Source organism: Mycobacterium sp. NGS51 (genome assembly GCF_059812525.1).
In genome coordinates this window covers 60,362-76,907 of the sequence record NZ_JCALCV010000015.1, presented here as the reverse complement: position 1 = coordinate 76,907, position 16,546 = coordinate 60,362, and the positions used below count along the sequence as shown (strand labels likewise).

Sequence of the window (16,546 nt, the reverse complement as noted above, 5' to 3'; positions counted from 1 at the left end):
GGTATGCCCGCCGCGTTGCGGCGGGCATACTGCTGCCGTAGGGATGGCAAGCGCGGCGAATCCTAGAGGGCGCGTCGGCGCGTACGTCCCCAGGACCGTGCGTGTGTGTTAGCAGACCATTCACGCAGCTGGGCAAGTAGACTCAGGTGCAACGAAGGGTGCGGAATGAACGACCTGGTTGATACCACTGAGATGTACCTGCGGACCATTTACGACCTCGAAGAAGAGGGTGTAACCCCGCTGCGTGCCCGGATTGCCGAGCGGCTCGACCAGAGTGGGCCTACCGTCAGCCAGACGGTGTCGCGGATGGAGCGCGACGGGCTGTTGCACGTGGCCGGTGATCGCCACCTGGAGCTGACCGACAAGGGGCGGACACTGGCGATCGCCGTCATGCGCAAGCACCGGCTGGCCGAACGGCTGCTGGTCGACGTGATCGGGTTGCCGTGGGAAGACGTCCACGCCGAGGCCTGCCGGTGGGAGCACGTCATGAGTGAAGACGTCGAGCGTCGGCTTGTGCAGGTGCTCAACAACCCGACGACCTCGCCGTTCGGCAACCCGATTCCCGGGCTTTTGGACCTGGGCGTGGGGCCTGGGTTCGGCGCCGAAGACGCCAACCTGGTGCGGCTGACCGAGCTGCCGGGCGGATCGCCGGTCGCCGTGGTGGTCCGGCAGCTCACCGAGCACGTCCAAGGCGACATCGACCTGATCAGCCGCCTCAAAGACGCCGGCGTCGTCCCCAACGCACGGGTGACCGTGGAGACCAACCCGGCCGGTGGCGTGACAATCGTGATCCCGGGCCACGAAAACGTCAGCCTGCCGCACGAGATGGCTCACGCCGTCAAGGTCGAGAAGGTCTGACCTGGCTGTTGCGCCCTAGACCGCACGCCGGCCGAACGACCGCCGGGGCGGCAGGCGCACACCGAACCGCTTGGCCAGCCGGTACCCGGTCAGCGCGAGTTCCCGGATATGTTCGGGTCGCAATCCCGACTGCAACGCGGTGTCCAGCATGCCCGCCATCCGGTGAGTCGGTTGGCAATGCAGCGCGGCCTCCAGCGACACTCCGGCCAGCGGTCCGTCGCCACGCGCATACGCGCTGAACGCGAGTAGGACCAGCGCTTCGGCCCGCCAGGGCTCAGGTAGCGCACGGGAGAGCAGCGCCCACAGCGACTCGGCCTCGCCCGCGTTATCCCCCACCGCAAGGGCATAGAGCGTGTCGCGAACGTGCACATCACCTAGTGCGCAGCCGAGCTTGGCCAGCTCCACCTCCGAAAGCGGTTGCCCGTCGGCCACGCGCGCGGCGGCCGCCATCGCATCTTCAACGTCGCGACGGGTGCAGCCGTCGGGATCCGCGCGATAGGCCGCCTCGCGCGATCCGGCGTATCGGTCGAGTGCGGCGGCGAGTTCGTCGCTATCGGCCCGGTCGTCGGCCGTGATGACGGCCTGCAGGTCGGCGCGCCGCGCATACAACCGCCGGCCGTCCAGGACGGCGGCCATGGCCAGCGGCGACGATGATGGGTCGTCAACCGTGCCGCCGGAACCACACCCGTCGACACAGTGCCAGCGACCACCGGGCGCCACCTGATCGACGACATGTGCGGCCCACAACAGGATGTCGCGGCTGGACAACTCCTCGGTGAGCGTCGTGCACAACTCGCGGTACTCCTCGTTGCACACCGGACACGATGCTCCGTCGGCGTCGACGATCACCGCGATCGCGGCCTGCGGGTCGGCTGCCGCGGCAACCTCTGCGAGGTGCCCGAGACGCTGCGTCAGCTGAGCGGATAGGTCGACGCGCATCACCGAACCCAGCTCGCCACCGTCGACAGATACCAGCACCAGCGATCTCTCCGGCACAAACCCCAAAACCGCGGGCAGTGCGGCGATCAACGCGCCTGGCCGATTCAACTCAAAGTCTTTTCGATGCTTTGTCATGAGGCGACGCTGTCAACGGTGACCGTCAGTGGATGACCGGCAACGCCGGCTGGGCCGATCTGCTGTGGATGAAGTCACGACTGTTGGCCGGTTCGCTGTGCGGCGGCTAGGAAACCGGCGTAGACCTCTATGGCATGGTGAATTCGATGCGGGAGTACGACATCATCGTCATCGGTTCAGGACCGGGTGGGCAGAAGGCGGCGATCGCGGCGGCCAAACTGGGTAAGTCGGTGGCCATTGTCGAGCGCGGCCGGATGCTGGGCGGCGTCTGCGTCAACACCGGAACGATTCCGTCGAAAACCTTGCGGGAGGCAGTGGTCTACCTCACCGGCATGAACCAGCGCGAGTTGTACGGCGCCAGCTACCGGGTCAAGGACAAAATCACCCCCGCCGACTTGTTGTCGCGGACCCAGCACGTGATCGGTAAGCAGATCGATGTGGTGCGCTCGCAGTTGATTCGCAACCGGATCGACCTGATTGTCGGGCACGGTCGCTTCGTCGACCCGCACACCGTCTTGGTGGAGGACGTCTCCCGAGGCGAACGAATCACGCTCTCTGGGGATTTCGTCGTCATCGCTACCGGAACCACGCCGGCGCGCCCGAGCGGGGTCGAGTTCGACGAGGAACGGGTGCTCGACTCCGACGGCATCCTGGACCTCAAGACGCTGCCGGCGTCGATGGTCGTCGTCGGAGCCGGGGTGATCGGGATCGAGTACGCATCGATGTTCGCCGCGCTCGGGACCAAGGTGACGGTCGTGGAAAAGCGCGATTCCATGCTCGACTTCTGTGACCCCGAAATCGTCGAGGCGCTGAAATTCCATCTGCGCGACCTTGCCGTGACGTTCCGGTTCGGCGAGGAGGTCACCGCCGTGGACGTCGGAGCTGCCGGCACCATCACCACGTTGGCCAGCGGCAAGCAAATTCCCGCCGAGACGGTGATGTACTCCGCCGGGCGGCAGGGCCAGACGGAGGACCTCGACTTGGCGAACGCCGGCCTGGAAACCGACCATCGCGGAAGGATTTTCGTCGACGACCAGTTCCAGACCAAGGTCGATCACATCTACGCCGTCGGTGATGTGATCGGCTTTCCCGCGCTGGCGGCAACCTCGATGGATCAGGGGCGGCTGGCCGCCTACCACGCCTTCGGCGAGCCGACCGATCCCATGACCGAGTTGCAGCCGATCGGCATCTACTCGATCCCGGAGGTCTCCTATGTTGGCGCCACCGAGGTGGAGCTGACCAAAGACGCGATTCCTTACGAAGTAGGGGTGGCGCGCTACCGGGAACTGGCTCGCGGCCAGATCGCCGGCGATTCCTACGGCATGCTCAAGCTGCTGGTCTCTACGGCGGACCTGACGCTGCTGGGAGTGCACATTTTCGGCAGCAACGCCACCGAGATGGTCCACATCGGGCAGGCGGTGATGGGGTGCGGGGGCACCGTCGACTATCTGGTCGACGCGGTGTTCAACTATCCGACGTTCTCCGAGGCATACAAGGTCGCGGCGTTGGATGTGCGCAACAAGGTGCGCGCGCTCAACCAATTCCGCAGCTGAGCATCATCCCCGGCTGCTAACACTCGGTGGTCAGGGCCGGCGGAGCGGCGTCGCCCGGACCGCCGGCCTCGGCCCGCACCAACAACGCCGCGGTGTGCTCGTCGAACGGTGCGGAGTACGACACGTTTTCTTCGCAGCCGCCGCCGTCAAGGCCGCCGATCACTCCGGTCACCGTCGATCCGGTGATCCAGGCCGCACCGCTGGTGCCGTCGACCAGCCCCGCGCACGGCACAGCCGGGTAGCCGCCGCGCACGGTCTGGCTCTTGACCCGGCAGCCGATCGGCGTGCCGCCGACCCCGGCCGGATAAGCCACGACAGTGATCGCGCTGCCCGGCTGCGGCGCGGTGCCCAGCGTCAGCGCCGAACCGACCTCCGCCTCAATCGATGCACCGTCCGCCCGACTGACCCGCGCGATCGCATAATCCGCATGCGGGTCCTTGTCGGTTGTCCACCGCGCATCGAGATAGACCGTGTCCAACGTCCAGCTGTCGGGCGCTGCGACGGCTCCGGAAAGGCCGGGTACGAACGTCACCGCTGTGCCGGCGGCCAAGCAGTGTGCCGCCGTCAGCATGAGGTCGCCACCGACTGAATGCAGCACGGAGCCGGTACAGGTGTGCAGATCACCGGCACCGAAGAACACGGCGCCCACCCGGGGATCCGGATCTACCGGCGCAGCCACCACCCACGATGCGGGACCAGGGAAATGCTGTTGGGCTGTACTGGTGGCCGGCGGAGGATCCGGATGGCGCCCGCAACCCGACACGACCAAGACCGCCACACTTGCCGCCGCCACAACAGTGCGCATCATCGTTGTCGATGATGCCCCCGTCCGCGGAAGCGCGAAACAGCTATCCCGAATGGGTACCCGTGGAATGCGGACTTGTGCCGCCGCGTTTCGAACATACGGGCGGGTCAGCTAACCAGTGGGGTCTGTGAGACCCAGCCCGCCCGCCTGAGAGAGACTATTTGACACGGTGCGCTATCCGGCGCCGTGGCGAGGAGGCAACACGATGAGCCACAACCAGCCTGCGGACCACGGGCAGCACTATCAGCCCGAGCAGAACGGGATGTACGAGCTCGAGTTCCCGGCGCCCCAGTTGTCGTCTGCAGATGGCCGGGGCCCAGTACTGGTCCATGCCCTGGAAGGGTTTTCCGACGCCGGTCATGCCATCCGGCTGGCCGCGACGCACCTGAAAAACGCCCTGGACACCGAGTTGGTGGCGTCGTTTGCCATCGACGACTTGCTGGATTATCGGTCACGCCGGCCGCTGATGACGTTCAAGACCGATCACTTCACTCACTACGACGATCCCGAGTTGAGCCTCTACGCGCTGCACGACAGCGTCGGCACACCGTTTCTGCTGCTGGCCGGGATGGAACCGGATCTGAAGTGGGAGCGATTCATCAGTGCCGTGCGACTGTTGGCCGAGCGCCTCGGAGTACGGCAGACCATCGGATTGGGCACCATCCCGATGGCGGTTCCGCACACCCGGCCGGTGACGATGACCGCACACTCGAACAATCGCGAGTTGATCGCCGACTTCACGCCGTGGATCTCCGAGGTCCAGGTGCCGGGCAGTGCTTCGAACCTGCTGGAATACCGGATGGCCCAGCACGGCCACGAGGTCGTCGGCTTCACCGTGCACGTCCCGCACTATCTGGCCCAGACCGACTACCCGGCTGCCGCGCAGGCGCTGTTGGAGCAGGTGGCCAAGACCGGGTCGTTGCAATTGCCGCTGACTGCGCTGGTCGATGCGGCGGCCGACATCGCGGCCAAGATCGACGAACAAGTCGAGGCCAGCACAGACGTGGCCCAGGTCGTAGCGGCACTTGAGCGCCAGTACGATACGTTCGTCGCCGCACAGGAGAACCGATCGCTGCTGACGCGTGACGAAGACCTGCCCAGCGGTGACGAACTCGGCGCGGAGTTCGAACGATTCCTGGCTCAGCAGGCCGAGAAGAAGTTCGACGACGACGACAGGACTTGAGCCCTAACGCTCCGGCGAGGATGCAGAGCAAGCGAGGTGGCGACACCCGCCCACTCGCGGGGGGAGAGGAGCGGCGCTTGTGACCGCCGACAACGACGTTGGCGATGTCATCGGGCGACAGCGAAAGCTGCGCCCGGTGCGCGAGGCGGCGCCTTCGTTGCAGTTTCGCACCATCCACGGCTATCGACGCGCCTACCGGATCGCGGGTTCGGGCCCGGCGATTCTGCTGATTCACGGCATCGGCGACAACTCCACCACCTGGGAGACGGTGCAGGCCAAACTGGCGCGGCGATTCACCGTCGTCGCCGTGGACCTACTGGGTCACGGTCAGTCGGACAAGCCACGCGCTGACTACTCGGCCGCGGCCTACGCCAACGGGCTGCGTGATCTGCTTTCGGTACTCGACATCGATCGGGTCACCGTGGTCGGTCATTCGCTGGGCGGTGGGGTGGCGATGCAGTTCGCCTACCAGTTCCCACAGCTCGTTGAGCGACTGATCCTGGTCGGCGCCGGCGGTGTCACCAAGGACGTCAACCTCGTGTTTCGCTTGGCCTCACTGCCGTTGGGCGGCGAGGCGCTGTCATTACTACGGCTGCCGTTGGTGCTTCCGGCTGTACAGTTCGCCGGACGTGCGGCGGGCATGGTGTTCGGGTCGACGAGACTGGGCCACGACCTGCCAAATGTGTTGCGGATCCTGGCCGATTTGCCGGAGCCGACGGCCTCCTCCGCATTCACCCGGACTTTGCGCGCCGTGGTGGACTGGCGCGGTCAGATGGTCACCATGCTGGACCGGTGTTACTTGATGGAATCTATTCCGGTGCAAATCATTTGGGGCACCGAAGATGTGGTGGTACCAGTCAGCCATGCCCGGATGGCGCATGCGGCGATGCCCGGTTCACGACTGGAGATCTTCGCGCGCTCCGGACACTTCCCGTTCCACGACGACCCCGACCGCTTTGTCAAAGTCGTCGAGCGCTTCATCGACACCACCGAGCCCGCCGAATACGATCCCGACGCACTGCGTGAGCTGTTGCGCGCCGGCAGCGGTGAACCGACTGTCTCGGGCCCGCACGACACCCGCGTTGCCGTCTTGAGCGCCATGGGTTCCGACGAACGCAGCGCCACCTGACCAGTCCGGCGGACGCCGCTGGTAAGCACCGTCGTACAGTCACCCCATGAGCATCGACGTGACGGTGTTGCGGGTTTTCACAGACTCGGCGGGCAATTTCGGAAACCCACTCGGCATTGTCGATTCGGGTACCGTCCCAATCGCCGAACGGCAACAGCTGACAAGCCAATTGGGCTACAGCGAAACGATATTCGTCGACATGCCGCAAGCAGGCTCGACCACCGCGCATGCCCGCATCTACACGCCGATGACCGAACTCGCCTTCGCCGGCCACCCGGCCGTCGGGCTGTCGTGGTGGCTGCGCGAGCAGGGCATTCCGCTGCGCACCCTGCAGTTGCCGGCCGGGATTGTGCAGGTGAGTTACGAAGACGACGTCACCGCCATCAGCGCCCGCTCGGAGTGGGCCCCGGAGTTGGCGATCCACGATCTCGACTCAGTCGATGACCTCGCCGCGGCCAACCCCGCCGACTTTCCCGACGACATCCAGCACTATCTGTGGGCCTGGACCGACCAGTCGGCGGGATCGCTGCGTTCCAGAATGTTCGCGCCGGGTTTGGGTGTGCCCGAAGACGAGGCGACGGGATCTGCTGCGGTCCGGATCACCGACTATCTCAGCCGCGACCTGACCATCACCCAGGGCAAGGGCTCGCTGATCCAGACCACCTGGAACCCGGAAGGCTGGGTTCGAGTGGCGGGTCGCGTGGTCAACGAGGGCGTCACCCGCTTTGTCTAACCACCGGTAGTCAGGCTTGCCGGTGCAATACGGCAGCAAGGTGATGTTGCAACGGCAATCCGACCGCGCCCATCTGCAGCGAATACGACAATTCGTTGCCGTCGATACGGAAGCGCCGTCCAAGCGCAGTCACCTCTTTGGCGGTGGGTGTCAGGCCGATCTTCGATGCGGTCAAGTCGATTTCGATGACGTCGCCGGCCGCCGTGTAGGTGCCGACTTCGATTTCGGTGATCCCACTGGGATGAGCGAGGACAAGTTCGAGCTGGCCCGGTTGCGGCACCCGCAAATAGCCCGTCTCGGCGTGCAGCGGCTTGCCGTCGGTAGCCGCCTTCGTCTTTTGGCCGTAGGCCAAGAACGGCTTGCCGACATGGGTGAACACGACTTCCTCGAGGTAGTCGAACGGCTCGATCGTCGGGTATTTCCCCGATCCGCGGCCGGCCCAGGTGCCCAGCAGCGGGGCGAGTGCTTCGACATCAGGATGCAGGTCGGCCGGCATGCGGTCAGCCTACGTCCGTCGACGACCGCCACCCCCGGCGGCTTAACTGGGAGTTGATATCTCGCGATGCGCGCGCAGCGCCTCGATCTCCCGTTCGAAATCGTCGGCCGAGGAAAACGACCGGTACACCGAGGCGAATCGCAGATAGGCCACCTCGTCGAGGTCACGCAACGGGCCAAGGATTGCCAACCCGACCTCGTGGCTGGCGACTTCCGGCGATCCGTTGGCCCGAACGGTGTCTTCCACTTGCTGGGCGAGCAGATTCAACGCGTCGTCATCGACCTGGCGGCCCTGGCATGCTCGCCGTACGCCGCTGATGACTTTCTCGCGACTGAATGGTTCGGTGACACCGCTGCGCTTGACCACAGCCAGTACCGCGGTCTCGACGGTGGTGAACCGCCGTCCGCACTCGGGGCACGATCTGCGACGCCGGATCGCCTGGCCTTCATCGGTTTCCCGGGAGTCGACCACCCTTGAATCGGGGTGACGACAGAACGGACAGTGCATGGCCGCTCCTTCGCCGCGCTGATAGCCGGGTATCTCAGAACCTTCTGAGCGTACCCGCGCGGCTCCCCGCAGGCCCAGCGCCGTCGCGATCGGCACCCACCGCGCGCCCTCGGCGGCGGCTACCGTTGACCCACCGCGGTTTTCGCCGTCCACGGCTGCCGGTCAGCCGACCGGTGCGATCAGGGTCTGGCCGGCGGCCAGCGTCGCAGTGTCCAGACCGTTGAGTTCCCGGATGCGGTCGGCGACCTGACCGCTCGGGGCGCCGGGCGCGACTCGGCCGGCCAAGTGCTGCAGCGTCTCCCCTGGTTCGACGCGCACCACGGCAAGTTGGTCGGGCATGTCCGCGGACGGGTTCTGCACTGCCTCGCCGAACTGTGCCACCAAGCCCAGCCACACGGTGATCACCCCGGCGAGCAGCGCCAGCGCCACCGTCGTCGCCGGCGTTACGGGACGTGGCCGGTGCGGCGCCGTCGACATCAGCACACCGGTGCCCCGGTAGCGCGGCGGCGCGACGGGCGGCCTCGATGGCCGCGGCCGGTTCTGCTGGCCGGCCGGGCGGATCCGGACCGGTTGACTGCGACGCGGTGTACCGGGCCGGGTCGTCTCGATGACTGTCATGGGAACCCCTTCCGTCGCAGCTGATCGATCGCTTGTTCGAACTATAATCGATAGCACGTTCGAATTCCGAACATGTGATCGATTCGTTGCATACTCAGCAGCACGATAAGACGGGGGTCCGACAACCCCGGAGCGCCGTGGCGACACGCCTCGAACACATGTTTGAGTTTCCGTTGGATCGCGGCTACATTCGGACCTATGAGCGACAGCAGCCATACCCCGGGTGCCGGTAGCGGCCGCCGCGAGCGATCCGTGGATTCGACGCTGACCGAACGGCAGCGCACGATCTTGGACGTCATCCGCGCATCGGTCACCAGCCGCGGATATCCCCCCAGCATCCGGGAAATCGGTGATGCCGTGGGCCTGACGTCAACCTCGTCGGTGGCTCACCAACTGCGCACCCTGGAGCGCAAAGGCTACTTGCGCCGAGACCCCAACCGGCCCCGCGCCGTGGACGTCCGTGGCGCCGACGACGCGAGCGGACCCACCGTTCTCACCGACGTGTCAGGCTCGGACGCGCTGCCGGAACCCACGTTCGTGCCCGTCCTCGGGCGCATCGCTGCCGGTGGCCCCATCCTCGCCGAGGAAGCCGTCGAGGACGTCTTCCCACTCCCTCGTGAGCTGGTGGGCGAGGGTGCGCTCTTCCTGCTCAAGGTGGTCGGCGACTCCATGGTCGACGCCGCGATCTGCGACGGCGACTGGGTGGTGGTGCGTCAGCAGAACGTGGCCGACAACGGCGACATCGTCGCGGCGATGATCGACGGAGAGGCCACCGTCAAGACGTTCAAGCGCACCGGCGGCCAGGTCTGGCTGATGCCGCACAACCCGGCGTTCGACCCCATCCCGGGCAATGACGCCGCCGTACTGGGCAAGGTCGTCACCGTCATTCGCAAAATCTGAAACGGGGTCAAGTCGCCTTGGAGAAGCCGTTGGCTTGGGCGACTTCCTCGGTGGTGAACCAGATTTCGGCGAACGCGTCGTCGTACAGCGCGCTGTCGGGTGTGTAGTACAGGCCGAAGCTGACATTGCCCTTGATCGGATACCCGTCGGGCGCTTCGTGCGCGTCCTGCAGCGGAAGGTGAATCGCGGGCTGGTCGGCGGCAACCGGCGCCACTGAGTCAGCCTCACTCTCGGCCTCCGCGGCGCCGTCGGTAGCCGCGTGTCGCCCGCCGCTTATTTCGCTTTCGGTGGGGATTCGCGTCGGCGCGGTGTCCACCGCGTCGGGGTCCTCGGCCTCAGCCTCGCTCTCGAACTCGGAAGCTGCTACCCCACTGGGGGTTTCGGCGCTCGGCGGTGGCTCATCGAAACCAGCGCTGGCCGGTGACATCCAGCCGCTGTCCGGCGGACCGGCAGCGGCGGCCGCCGGAGCCGCTTCGGAGTATCCGCCGGAGAACGGCGACGAGCCGGGTTCGCCGTCGTCGGCTGCCCAGCGCACACGGGATTTCGGCTCGGCGTCATAGCCGGCGTCCATGTCGTGATCGGGCTCGTAAACCGGGCCCTCTCGGCGAGCCATGCGGCGACGGCTCCACCACGGCGCGGCCAGCACGACCAGCGCGATCAGCAGCAGGACGGGGATGATGACCAACAGCCACCACGCGTGCCAGGCCCGCTTTGCGCCGGTGTCGGCAGGCTGTGCCGATCCGGCAGGCAAGTTCTGGCCCGGTACCTGCAGTCCAGACAACGCCGACGCCAGCTGGGTCGGTTCGGTGCTGAAGGTGTTTTTCGCCCGGTCCCAGGCGATCTTGCCCCCGGTGAACTTCTGCGCGACGATGTCGCGGTCCACCGTCTCGTCGCCCACCGGGGCGCCGAGTTGGCCGGTTGCCCCGCCCAGTTTGTCCCAGGCGGCCTTCATGGCGCCGCGCACGACGAACGCACCGTGGTCGGGCGTCCAGAAAATCACCGGGTTGTCCGCGCCGGAGAAGGTGCTGATCCGACTGGCCGGCTTGATTCCGCCGTCGGCCTCATTCGCGGTGGGAAAGCCCAGGTCGCTGCCGACCGGTCCGCCCAGCGACTCGTATTTGGCCAGCACTTCGCTTTCGACGGCATTGGCGCCGGTGGCCGGGCTGAAGAAGACCTTGCCGCCGACGAAGTTCTGGCCCTGTCCGTCGTCGCCGACCGGGTACTGTCCGCCCTGCTTGGCGCCCAACGGGCCGGATGCCCCGCCGGCGGCCCGCCAGGCCATGTTGATGGCCGCGGTCGGGTCGATCGGCACCTGCAGGCCGGTCAGTTGCTGGGCCAGTTCGGGCGGAGTGGTGGTGAACGCCTTGGTCTGCCGGTTCCACGACACCTGGCCGCCGCTGAAGAGCTGGGTGGCGACTTGGCCGTCATAGGTTTCGTCGCCGACCGGCACGCCCAGCACTCCGCCGGAGCTTCCGAGCTTGTCCCAGGCGGCGTTGATGGCGCCGCGCACAACGTATGCACCGTGGTCGGGCGTCCAGAAAATCACCGGTTTGTCGCCGGCCGAGAATGTGCTGTTTCGGCTATCGGGCCCGGCCAGCCCCGGCACCTCGTCGATCGTGGGAAAACCCAGGTCGCTGTTGGCAGGCCCGCCGAGGGACTCGTACTTGTCCAGAACCGCGCCGTACATGGATCTGGCACCGGTGTCCGGGGTGAAAAACATTTTGCCGTTGGCGAAGTCCTGGGCGAATCCGGCGCCAACGGCATACACGTCGCCCTGCCTGGCGCCGAGATCCGAATTCTCGCCGCCGGCGTCCTCCCACGCCGCGGTAATCGCGTCGTCAGCGTCGCTCTCCGGTGACGCCGCGGCCGTCGGGGACAACAGCGCGGCGGCGGCCGCCACAGCCACCAAAGCAAGGGCCGCGCGGGAAACCACCGCACCGACAAGCCGATGTTGCCCTTTCACCACACCTCCCCGGCGGCGCCTCCAATGGGCGTCGGCGAACGAGAATTGCGAAGTCATCTTGCAGACATTACGGAACCGAATATCCAGCCGATGTCTAAATGCCCCCCGAACGCGTGCGTGTCGTGGATGGTCGAGTGCACACCAACTGTCGGTGCGTTACCGTGCCGGAACGGGCGGCCGAGCAACGCGCGGGGAGGAAATGCATCGGACATGGGAGTTTCCGGGCTGATTTGGGCGCTGACAGTCGTCGTACTCGCCGGCTTGACGTTGTTCGATTACTACTTCCATGTCCGCAGCGCACATGTACCGACGCTGCGTGAAGCGGCCATCTGGTCGGCGATCTATACCGGTATCGCGATTGTGTTCGGCGCCGGTGTGTTGATCCTCGGCGGCATCGCGCCGGCCGTGGAATATTTCGCCTGCTACTTGAGCAACGAAGCGCTCTCGGTCGACAACCTATTCGTGTTTCTGGTGATCATCGCGAGCTTCGCCGTACCCCGGGTGGCCCAGCAAAAGGCGGTGTTGTTCGGCATCGTGATCGCATTGGTCGCCCGTACCGGATTCATCTTTGTCGGCGCGGCATTCATCACGATCTTCGATTGGGCGTTTTACCTGTTCGGCATTGTCCTGTTGATCACGGCGGCCGGTTTGGTCAAGCCTTCGGAATCGGAAGGCCGCACCGCCGACACGGTGATCATCCGTGTCGCCAAAAGGTTCCTGCGCACCACCGACAGCTACGACGACGACCGATTGTTCATCATCGACAACGGCAAACGGGTCATGTCACCGCTGCTGGTGGTGATGGTCGCCCTGGGCGGCGCGGACTTGTTGTTCGCGTTCGACTCCATCCCGGCGCTGTTCGGGCTCACCGAGAACGTGTACCTGATATTCACCGCCACAGCGCTTTCGCTGCTGGGACTGCGCCAGCTCTACTTCCTCATCGATGGGCTGCTGGACCGGCTGATCTACCTGTCCTATGGCCTGGCCGCCATTCTGGGCTTCATCGGCGTGAAGCTGATGCTGCAGGCGCTGCACCAGAACAGCGTTCCGTTTATCCACGGCGGCAAGCCGATTCCCGTCGCCGAGGTGAGCACGGCCGCGTCGTTGACGGTGATCATCGTCATCCTGGTCATCACGACCGCGGCCTCGTTACTGTCGGCGCGAGGGCGGGCCCAAAACGCCGTCGCCGGCGCACGTCGGCATGCGACCGAGTACCTCGACCGGCACTACGCCATCGACCCCGCAGAGCGGAGGAAGATCTTCGACCGGCTCGTCAGCGAAGAAAATCAGATCAGGGCGCTCCCAATGAAATATCGGGCCAAGATCCGCAACGAGGATGAACTGATGGATCTGCTGCAGCGCGCTCATCACGCGCACGACGCGCACACCAACGGCTAGACCCCGAGGCCGCGGCCGATGATCTCCTTCATGATCTCGGTGGTACCGCCGTAGATGGTCTGCACCCTGGAATCGAGATAGGCACGCGCGACGGGATATTCACGCATGTACCCATAGCCGCCGTGCAGCTGCAGGCAGCGATCGATCAAATTCACCTGCTTTTCGGTGGAGTACCACTTGGCCATCGCTGCCTGCTCGGCCGTCAGTTTCTCATCGAGGTGCAAACGGATGAACTCGTCGACCATGATCCGAACGACGGTGGCTTCCGTAGCCAGTTCTGCGAGCAGGAATCGGCTGTTTTGAAAGCTTCCGATCGATCGGCCAAAAGCCTTGCGCTCCTTGGCATATTGCACGGTTTGCTCCAACACCGCCGCCATGGCAGCAGCCGCAGTGATCGCGATCGAAATCCGTTCCTGTGGCAAATTCTGCATCAGGTAGATGAAGCCCATGCCCTCCTTGCCGAGCAGGTTCTCCGCGGGAACCTTGACGTCGGTGAACGACAGCTCGGCGGTGTCCTGGGCGTCCAAGCCGATCTTGTCGAGGTGCCGGCCGCGCTCGAAGCCCTCCATACCGCGTTCGACGACAAGCAGCGAGAAGCCTTGCGAACCCTTGTCGGGATCGGTCTGCGCCACCACGATCACCAGGTCGGAGTTGATGCCGTTGGTGATGAACGTCTTCGACCCGTTCAGCACGTAGTGGTCGCCCTGCTTGACCGCGCGGGTCTTGATGCCCTGCAGATCACTGCCGGTGCCGGGCTCGGTCATCGCGATAGCGGTGATCAGTTCGCCGGTGCAGAACTTAGGCAGCCAGCGCTGCTTCTGCTCCTCGGTGGCCAACCGCAGCAGATACGGAGCCACCACATCGTTGTGCAGACCGAATCCGATCCCGCTGTAGCGGCCCGCGGTGATTTCCTCGACGATGATCGTGTTGTAGCGGAAGTCGGGGTTGCCACCGCCGCCGTACTCCTCCGGTACCGCCATGCCCAGAAAGCCCTGCTTGCCGGCTTCCAGCCAGACCCCGCGGTCGACGATCTTGGCCTGCTCCCACTCGTCGTGATGCGGCGCGACGTGGCGATCGAGGAAAGCCCGGAAGGACTCGCGGAACAATTCGTGCTCGGGCTCAAACAACGTGCGCTGGTACTTGACGGCGCTACCCATGGATCAACCTCCGGCGAATGGGGACTCTGCCGCCCAAGATATACCAACCGGGTGGTTGGTTGGACTGCGCCGGCCTACCCTCGGCGAATGGCCGAGATGATCCGGGTGCACGAACGCGGACAGACGCTGGAGTTTTCGTTCGCCGACATGCTGCGCTACGCCGGGCCGTACTCGCCGGCCGGCGTGGCCACCGCGTTCACAGCGATGCGGCGCGCATTTGCCGTCCTGTGCCCTGATGGGCTGCCCCCGCGGCGATCGATCGTGATCCGCACGGCGTTTCGAGGCCCCGGTGCTCGCGATGGTTTCGAGGCAGTGACGCGCGCTGTCTCTGACGGGCGCTACGCCGTCGACCGCACACTGGTCAGATCCGACCGGGGCCGATTGCTGGAGGACTTCGTCTTCCAGGTAAGCATCAATGACAGCACCGTGACCCTGCTGTTGCGTGATGGGTTTGTCACCGACGAGTTCGTCGACCTGGCCCGAAGTCAGGATCGCACACCCGAGCAGGAGCACCGCCTCGACGCGCTGAAAGCGCAGCTGGCACAACGGATCATCGAAACAGCTGATACTGACGTCTACGACGTCGAGTAAGCAAGGATCACCGAGCGCTTGGCTGGGGGCGGACAGCTCTGCGCCGGGCCTCGGCGCGCGGAGTGCCAGCGTCGCGGCGACTGCGCTGCCGGGGATGACCGTGTTCTGCGCCGCCACCGCGCCGTTGTTCTCGAGCGCGCCGGGATCGCCGACCCGGGCGGCCATCCGTGGGCGCACCCGCGGGCGGCGCATCCTTGGCAGCGGGCCGCCGCAACGGCGCAACCTCGCCGGCCAGTGCCTGCACCGACGCGGAGTCGGCCGCCACCTGTTGAGGCGTAACGGTGATTCCGGCCTTCCGCAGCAGCAGCCGGGTGTCTTTGCGTTGCTCGGGCAATACGACGGTGACCACGTGGCCTGCGCTGCCGGCCCGCGCCGTGCGACCCGAGCGGTGCAGATAGGCCTTGTGCTCCGCCGGGGGGTCCACGTGCACCACCAGTTCGACGCCGTCGACGTGCACCCCACGAGCGGCGATGTCGGTGGCGACCAGCACACGCGCCTCACCCGCGGTGAATGCGGCGAGGTTACGGTCCCGTGCGGGCTGCGAGAGGTTGCCGTGCAGGTCGACCGCCGGCACCCCAGATTCGGTGAGCTGCCTGGCAAGCTTGCGGGCTTGGTGTTTGGTGCGCATGAAAAGAATGCGGCGACCGGTGCCGGACGCCAGCCGGTGCACCAGTTCTCTTTTCGCCTCGGTTCCCGTGACGTGGAACACATGGTGTGTCATCGCCGCGGGTGGCGCGCTGATCTCATCGACGGAATGCGACACCGGGTTGCGCAGAAAGCGCCGAACCAGCTTGTCGACCCCGTTGTCGAGGGTCGCGGAGAACAGCAGCCGCTGACCGCCGGCCGGTGTCGCCGCCAGGATGCGGGTGACGCCTGGCAGAAAGCCCAGATCCGCCATGTGATCGGCCTCGTCGAGCACGCTGATCTCGACTGCGTCGAGGCTGATCAGACGCTGTTTCATCAAGTCTTCGAGCCGGCCGGGGCAGGCCACCACGATGTCGATACCGCTGTTGAGCGCGGCCACCTGCCGGCTCTGCGAGACGCCGCCGAAGACTGGGGTGACCGTCAGCCCGTAGACCGCCGCCAGCGGCTCGAGCGTCGCGCAGATCTGGCTGACCAGTTCGCGAGTCGGCGCCAATACCAGCCCGGTCGGTCGCGACGGGCGTCGTTTGCGGTCGGCGAGCCGGGCCACCAGCGGGATCGAGAAGGCCAGCGTCTTCCCGCTGCCCGTCTTGGCTCGTCCCAGCACGTCGTGGCCCTTGAGGGTGTCCGGAAGGGTGTTGACCTGGATCGGAAATGGCGTGCTGATACCGAGGGCGGTGAGCGCCCCGGCAAGTGGTTCGCGCACGCCGAGGTCGGCAAATGATGTGGTCATTGGGGGTGCCTTTCAGGCATGGTGGTGCGGCGCAGCCGCGACGATTGACGTCAAGCGGCGCTGGCGCACAGGTTGGCGAGATTGCCGGTCGGCAAAATCGATCGCCGCGAGAAGAGCTTGTGCGGGGCGCACTAATCGGCAGGCAGCCGAGGGCGAAAGCGTTCCACGACGTATTGGCATCATTCCTCGTGACGCCAACGTTCCGG

General features: G+C 65.7%; 16 protein-coding genes. 8 read left to right on the top strand and 8 right to left on the bottom strand.

Features of this window, described 5'->3' with window-relative positions:
- Positions 1-165: 165 nt before the first annotated feature.
- Entirely contained in the window at positions 166-858 is a 693-nt protein-coding gene (locus AC5Y5W_RS18190) for an iron-dependent transcriptional repressor DtxR (protein ID WP_500009297.1), read from the top strand.
- A gap of 15 nt (positions 859-873) precedes the next feature.
- Here AC5Y5W_RS18190 and AC5Y5W_RS18185 read toward each other — a convergent pair whose 3' ends face one another.
- Positions 874-1,932 carry a DUF4192 domain-containing protein gene (locus tag AC5Y5W_RS18185; protein ID WP_500009296.1) on the bottom strand — a complete coding sequence of 353 codons (1,059 nt, stop codon included), beginning with the start codon at positions 1,930-1,932 and terminating at the stop codon, positions 874-876.
- A 146-nt stretch (positions 1,933-2,078) separates the two neighbouring features.
- Between AC5Y5W_RS18185 and sthA the strand changes: the two genes are divergently transcribed.
- Positions 2,079-3,485 (top strand): Si-specific NAD(P)(+) transhydrogenase, encoded by a 1,407-nt coding sequence (gene sthA, locus AC5Y5W_RS18180; RefSeq protein WP_500009295.1) that lies wholly within the window; start codon positions 2,079-2,081, stop codon positions 3,483-3,485.
- Between the two features lie 16 nt (positions 3,486-3,501).
- Here sthA and AC5Y5W_RS18175 read toward each other — a convergent pair whose 3' ends face one another.
- Entirely contained in the window at positions 3,502-4,290 is a 789-nt protein-coding gene (locus tag AC5Y5W_RS18175; RefSeq protein ID WP_500009361.1) for a trypsin-like serine peptidase, read from the bottom strand.
- 205 nt (positions 4,291-4,495) lie between these two features.
- Between AC5Y5W_RS18175 and AC5Y5W_RS18170 the strand changes: the two genes are divergently transcribed.
- The 3 genes from AC5Y5W_RS18170 (at position 4,496) to AC5Y5W_RS18160 (ending at position 7,335) form a co-directional block, all read left to right on the top strand.
- The gene (locus AC5Y5W_RS18170) at positions 4,496-5,473 is read left to right on the top strand and encodes a proteasome assembly chaperone family protein (protein WP_500009294.1); all 978 of its coding nucleotides are present in this window, start codon (positions 4,496-4,498) and stop codon (positions 5,471-5,473) included.
- A 109-nt stretch (positions 5,474-5,582) separates the two neighbouring features.
- A complete protein-coding gene (locus AC5Y5W_RS18165) occupies positions 5,583-6,602 on the top strand; it encodes an alpha/beta fold hydrolase (RefSeq protein ID WP_500009360.1) in 1,020 nt (339 codons plus the stop codon).
- Between the two features lie 46 nt (positions 6,603-6,648).
- Positions 6,649-7,335: a PhzF family phenazine biosynthesis protein gene (locus tag AC5Y5W_RS18160; protein ID WP_500009293.1), complete on the top strand. Its 687-nt coding sequence runs from the start codon at positions 6,649-6,651 to the stop codon at positions 7,333-7,335.
- Positions 7,336-7,345: 10 nt separating this feature from the next.
- On the opposite strand, the gene AC5Y5W_RS18155 is transcribed toward AC5Y5W_RS18160, so the two are convergent.
- The 3 genes from AC5Y5W_RS18155 to AC5Y5W_RS18145 form a co-directional block, all read right to left on the bottom strand.
- Positions 7,346-7,831, bottom strand: coding sequence for a peroxynitrite isomerase (locus AC5Y5W_RS18155; RefSeq protein WP_500009292.1), 486 nt, complete (start codon positions 7,829-7,831; stop codon positions 7,346-7,348).
- A 42-nt stretch (positions 7,832-7,873) separates the two neighbouring features.
- Positions 7,874-8,338 (bottom strand): transcriptional regulator NrdR, encoded by a 465-nt coding sequence (gene nrdR / locus AC5Y5W_RS18150; protein ID WP_499886343.1) that lies wholly within the window; start codon positions 8,336-8,338, stop codon positions 7,874-7,876.
- Positions 8,339-8,500: 162 nt separating this feature from the next.
- Complete coding sequence (locus tag AC5Y5W_RS18145; RefSeq protein WP_500009291.1) at positions 8,501-8,956, bottom strand: LysM peptidoglycan-binding domain-containing protein; 456 nt, start codon at positions 8,954-8,956, stop codon at positions 8,501-8,503.
- 198 nt (positions 8,957-9,154) lie between these two features.
- Between AC5Y5W_RS18145 and lexA the strand changes: the two genes are divergently transcribed.
- Entirely contained in the window at positions 9,155-9,856 is a 702-nt protein-coding gene (gene lexA / locus AC5Y5W_RS18140) for a transcriptional repressor LexA (RefSeq protein ID WP_499885826.1), read from the top strand.
- A 7-nt stretch (positions 9,857-9,863) separates the two neighbouring features.
- Here lexA and AC5Y5W_RS18135 read toward each other — a convergent pair whose 3' ends face one another.
- Positions 9,864-11,876 carry an LGFP repeat-containing protein gene (locus AC5Y5W_RS18135; protein ID WP_500009290.1) on the bottom strand — a complete coding sequence of 671 codons (2,013 nt, stop codon included), beginning with the start codon at positions 11,874-11,876 and terminating at the stop codon, positions 9,864-9,866.
- Positions 11,877-12,029: 153 nt separating this feature from the next.
- On the opposite strand from AC5Y5W_RS18135, the gene AC5Y5W_RS18130 reads away from it, so the two are divergent.
- Complete coding sequence (locus AC5Y5W_RS18130; RefSeq protein ID WP_500009289.1) at positions 12,030-13,217, top strand: TerC/Alx family metal homeostasis membrane protein; 1,188 nt, start codon at positions 12,030-12,032, stop codon at positions 13,215-13,217.
- Here the strand turns inward: AC5Y5W_RS18130 and AC5Y5W_RS18125 are convergent.
- Positions 13,214-14,374 carry an acyl-CoA dehydrogenase family protein gene (locus tag AC5Y5W_RS18125; RefSeq protein WP_500009288.1) on the bottom strand — a complete coding sequence of 387 codons (1,161 nt, stop codon included), beginning with the start codon at positions 14,372-14,374 and terminating at the stop codon, positions 13,214-13,216. The two genes, AC5Y5W_RS18130 and AC5Y5W_RS18125, sit on opposite strands and share 4 nt — an antisense overlap.
- An 87-nt stretch (positions 14,375-14,461) precedes the next feature.
- On the opposite strand from AC5Y5W_RS18125, the gene AC5Y5W_RS18120 reads away from it, so the two are divergent.
- A complete protein-coding gene (locus tag AC5Y5W_RS18120; RefSeq protein ID WP_500009287.1) occupies positions 14,462-14,965 on the top strand; it encodes a hypothetical protein in 504 nt (167 codons plus the stop codon).
- Positions 14,966-14,972: 7 nt separating this feature from the next.
- Here the strand turns inward: AC5Y5W_RS18120 and AC5Y5W_RS18115 are convergent, their stop codons facing one another.
- A complete protein-coding gene (locus AC5Y5W_RS18115) occupies positions 14,973-16,340 on the bottom strand; it encodes a DEAD/DEAH box helicase (protein WP_500009286.1) in 1,368 nt (455 codons plus the stop codon).
- Between the last annotated feature and the right edge of the window lie 206 nt (positions 16,341-16,546).